Origin of the sequence: Streptomyces sp. NPDC050674, assembly GCF_040654575.1 — a bacterium.
GTDB lineage: Bacteria > Actinomycetota > Actinomycetes > Streptomycetales > Streptomycetaceae > Streptomyces.
Map to the genome: position 1 here is coordinate 1 of NZ_JBFAIG010000043.1, position 4,508 is coordinate 4,508.

The window sequence follows — 4,508 nt, forward strand, 5'->3', positions numbered from 1 at the left end:
GGCCGGTGGTGTCGATGGAGTACTCGACCCCGATCAGGGCCACGTCACCGGCGACGTAGGAGTGGGTGACACTCGCCTTGAGGGTCGGCTTGGAGTGCCCAAGGGGCGCACTTACGAGGACGTTGAAAAGCGGCTTGGCACCGTGGCGGGCATGTTCGGAGTCACCCGCCTGCACTTGAAGCTAGAGCGCAGCAGGGACAACGAACGTCGAGTGAAGCTGCTCAAACTGCACGAACCGCCCTTCACCCGCCCGTTCCCCGCGCCTACCCGGCGAGAGATCGAGACGTTCGCCGGAATCCCGCTCGGCCATGACATCACCGGCCAGCTCGTCGGTGTGCCCACCTTCGACAAGGCCTCGCTCCTGGTCGCCGGTATGACGCAGATGGGTAAAACTACCCTGATCAACGGGCTTATCACATGCCTGCTGATCGCATACGGAAAATTCGACCTGTATCTGCTGGACGGGAAATTCTGTGGACTGACCAGGTTCGCTCCGATTGCCACCCGCTACGAATCGTCCGACGACCCGGCCGTTTTCTGGAGCATGGTCCGAGAGCTGAAAGAAATCTCGGACGGTCGGTACGCCCAGATCAAGAAGGCCATCACCAACCGGCAGTCGCTGCCCGAGTTCCGGCCGGTCATCTTCATCGTCGATGAGGCGGCAGACTTCTTCGCCTCCGGCGGGAACAACGAAGAAAAGGACCAGGCGAAGCAGATCGCGGAAGACACACGGTCGCTCGTATCCAAGGCCCTGGAATCAGGAATTTCCACGGTCCTCATGACGCAGCGTCCGTCCGTGAACGCCATTCCCGTGGAAGTGCGGGACCAGTTCCTTTACCGCCTATGCCTGTACGTGGCCTCGGCGGGAACCGCGAAGGTCGCCCTCGGCGATACCTACTTCGACACCGTTGCCCCGATCAATCCGGCACTCCTCGACCCTGACATTCAGGGGCAGGGCGTGCTGTTCACCAAGGGGCGGTCAACGCTCATCCGGGGATTCAAGTTCGATGACCGATTCATTTGGAGCGTGGTCGACGAAGTCCAAGCCAGGCAGGAAAAGGAACTCGAAGCGGCACCAGAAACCCCACTCAAGCAGGCCATCGAAATCATGCTGGCAGGCGGAATCGAGTTCATTCCTACCGCCGACCTGGCCCCGGCTCTCGGCATCAAGGAAACAAGGCCGGGTGAACGCGGAAAGCAGCTCTCCAAGCTGCTCGGCGTCGCTTCCAGCAAGGACGAAAAGGGCGTGGTGCGGGGCTACTGGCTCGCCGACCTCAAGGCCGCTGCCGCGACCAGTGTGTGACCCCGCCCACCCGTCCAGCCACCCGCTGGGAGCCCGCTGGCTGTCCGTCTGGGGTCCGTCCGCATGACAGGCGAGCCCGTCTCGTCGGACGGGTCTCAGCAGGTCACCAGCGGACTCCCAGCGGACTGCAGGACGGATCTGACCTGCGGAAACACCTAATGAGTCTCTGAAAGGAGGGATGCGCCCTTGAAAGCCTCCACAGCGGCCGTCGTGGGCATAGGTGCCACCGCGGCCGTGCTCGTGGCCGCGCTCGTACAGGGCGTCGGCGACAACCCTGCCGGCGCGGCGCTCAGCCTGGCCGTACCGGCCGAGTACCAGGACCTGATCGAGGACGCAGGAAACACCTGCCCCGAAGTCAGTCCAAATCTGCTCGCCGCACTGCTGACGCAGGAATCGGGATTCAATCCGAAAGCCACGTCACCGGTCGGCGCGCAGGGCATCGCGCAGTTCATGCCGTCCACGTGGGAAACCCACGGCATTGACGGCAACGGCGACGGAAAGCGCGACGTATTCGATCCCGAAGACGCGATCCTGTCATCGGCCAAATACCTCTGCACCATCGCCGAGGACGTGAAAGACGTTCCCGGAGACAAACAGCGCAACATGTTGGCCGCATACAACGCGGGCAGCGGCGCCGTCCGAAAGTACGGCGGAGTTCCGCCGTACAAGGAAACCCAGAACTACGTTCGGTCGATCACCGCTCTTTCCCGCAAGAACACGGGGGGTGGGGGAACGGCATCGGCGAGCCAGGCCGTCACCGCCGTAAATGCGGCGCAGAAAATGCTGGGCAAGCCGTATTCGTGGGGCGGCGGGAATGCGAACGGCCCGAGTAGGGGCACCTGCTGCTCCCCCAAGGGGCGTTCCGGTAAAAGCATCACCGGGTTCGACTGTTCCGGGCTCACGCTGTACGCCTACGCGCAAGCCGGTATCAGCCTGCCCCGCACAGCGGCGCAGCAATATGCCGCATCCAAGCCGGTGAAGCGAGACCAGGCAAAGCCCGGCGATCTGGTCTTCTACGGCTCCAGCGCCACCGCAATACATCACGTCGGAATCTATGTCGGTGGCGGCTACATGATCGACGCGCCCCGACCCGACACCAAGGTTCGCTTCTCTCCGTTGGATTCCATGAGCGACCTCTACGCGTTCGCCCGTCCTGTTTCGTCCAATCAGAAGGAGATCTGAAATGCGCAGCTTCAACCTCGCCAAGCCCGTCGACATGTCCACCGGCTTCAAGGACTTCTTCGACACCATCGGCCTGACCGGCGGCGGCCTGGTCACCAAGGGCATCGCCGCTGTGATCGCCGTGATCGCGGTCCGGATGCTGCTGCAGCTGTCCAGCGACCCCAAGGGCGCCCTCAGGAAGGGCAGCATGGCCATCGGCACCCTGTTCGTCGCCGTGGTCCTTGCCCTGTACGGCGACACCCTGTTCTCCACCGTCACCGAAGCCAAGGGCTGACCGTGCCAGACACCGACAACTGCCGACGGCTGGACGAGCCAGCACGGTCAGTTTGCGAAGGAGACACCGGCAGCGGGAGCGGAGATGGCGGCGGCGGTGTTGGTGGCGGTGGTGGCGTCACCGACGGTGCCGTCAGCAGCGTCAAGGAGCTCGCTGGCAGCCTGATCAAGCGCATCAAGGAGCAGCTGGCGCCAGATAAGACGTGGGCGCCGGAGAAGGCCGACAGCGGGCTCTATGGCCCGTTTCTGTGGCTAGGCCAACACCTGGCGGTTTCGATCTTTATCTGTGTCGTCGTCGTGTGTGCCCTGACCGCATGGCAGGGCGCACCGCGGCTGCGACAGATGGGGGCATCGACGGGCTGGGCCCTGGTGGCCGTCGCCGGCATGGCATCGGTCCCCGGGGCCGTGATGCTGCTGAACAAGGCCGTCAGTGCCGCGTTCCAGACCGCTTTCGGTACCGACGAATCCACCCTCTTCGGCGTCATCGAACACGACTTGAAGCACGGTGCGGATGCGGGAAACCCCTTGGGGATTCTCATCATCATCGCTGCGCTGGTGGTCGCCCTCGCCTTCTCGGCGCTGGTGTTCATGACCCGTCAGCTCGGCATTCTCGTGTTCGTGTGCATGGCGCCGCTGGTGCTGGCGTCACTGGCACGCGGGGGCGACACCTCGGCGGTGCGCGCGTGGGCGGGGCGGTTGTTGGGGTTGATGTTTGCCCCCTTCGCCCTGCTGCTGGTCACCCCGTTCGTGGAGTCCGCTAAGGGCTCGCTGGTGGTCGACGCGGTGCTGCTCGTCGCGGTTGACGCGCTCATGCTCCGCATGATCTTCCACGGTGTTCCCTACATCGGCCCGAGGGTGGCCGGTGCGGCGCGGGCCCTGGTGGAGAGCCGTATCGATCACCCGCTGGCGCGGGCGGTCGTGCGGGCCGGGGCACCGACTGTCTACGAGCAGGAGAACATCCCGCGCGGTCCGCGCGTGGTGGACACACCGGGCCGGGCCGCCTCGCAGGACGGTGGTGTGCTGCTCGCTGCGTACGGCCTGAAGCAGCACCAGCGGCCGGGGCATCTGACCGCCGCCTCGATGGTCGCGAAGGCCCACCACGAGGCGCCTCGCAGGGCCCAGGCCGCTCAGGTCCGCCGCGAGGCTTGGGCCGCCGCGCCATCGCGGATGTCCAACCCGCGGGCTTCCAGGGGACCGACACCGGCCCCTGCGCCCAACGGCCCGGCCCCGCAGCCGGCACCGCCCGCCGGGCCGGGTACCGCCCCGGCGCCCCGGCCGTCGGGACCGACCCGGCCGAACAACCCGTAAGGCCCGAACCGCCTGGCCCCGGCACACCCGCTCCGCTCCCATGCGGATGCCAGTGCGCCGGGGCCAGGTGGTCTCACCACCCCGGCCGGTGTTCCGGCCTGGACATGAACCTGAGGAGGTCCGATCGTGTACTCCCTGACGCCCGGCTACCGCGTCCCCGCCTTGCAGCGCGGACTCAGCCCTGCCGAGACGATGCTCACCAAGGCCAATGCCGGGCTCGGGAGTGCCGTCCTGATGTCGGCGATGATCGCTCCGCCGCCCGTGTGGACGTTCGGTGCGGTCGGAGCTGCTGCTGCACTGCTGAACTTCGCGCCGGGGCCGCGTTCGATCGCCCGGTGGGCGGCGGTCGGCTACCGGCACTTGCGGCGATGCCGGCCAGCTGGGTGGGGGTGGACCAGGCGGTCAGCGCGGAGTCGGTCGCCGTGATCTTGTAAGCGGTGAA

General features: G+C 65.9%; 4 protein-coding genes. All 4 read left to right on the top strand.

Annotation, left to right across the window (positions count from 1 at the left end; all coding sequences use genetic code 11):
* Positions 1 to 1,303, top strand: a 1,303-nt coding sequence (locus AB0I06_RS34095) for an FtsK/SpoIIIE domain-containing protein (protein WP_363122742.1), incomplete at its 5' end; no start/stop codon positions are given.
* Positions 1,304 to 1,543: 240 nt separating this feature from the next.
* Entirely contained in the window at positions 1,544 to 2,485 is a 942-nt protein-coding gene (locus AB0I06_RS34100; RefSeq protein WP_363122745.1) for a bifunctional lytic transglycosylase/C40 family peptidase, read from the top strand.
* Between the two features lies 1 nt (position 2,486).
* Positions 2,487 to 2,759 carry a hypothetical protein gene (locus tag AB0I06_RS34105; RefSeq protein WP_363122743.1) on the top strand — a complete coding sequence of 91 codons (273 nt, stop codon included), beginning with the start codon at positions 2,487 to 2,489 and terminating at the stop codon, positions 2,757 to 2,759.
* Between the two features lie 2 nt (positions 2,760 to 2,761).
* Positions 2,762 to 4,066 (top strand): hypothetical protein, encoded by a 1,305-nt coding sequence (locus AB0I06_RS34110; RefSeq protein WP_363122744.1) that lies wholly within the window; start codon positions 2,762 to 2,764, stop codon positions 4,064 to 4,066.
* The last annotated feature ends 442 nt before the right edge of the window (positions 4,067 to 4,508 follow it).

Bases quoted from the DNA above. Each gene is read 5' to 3' on its own strand.
- AB0I06_RS34105 (WP_363122743.1), top strand. From the start codon at position 2,487: ATGCGCAGCTTCAACCTCGCCAAGCCCGTCGACATGTCCACCGGCTTC.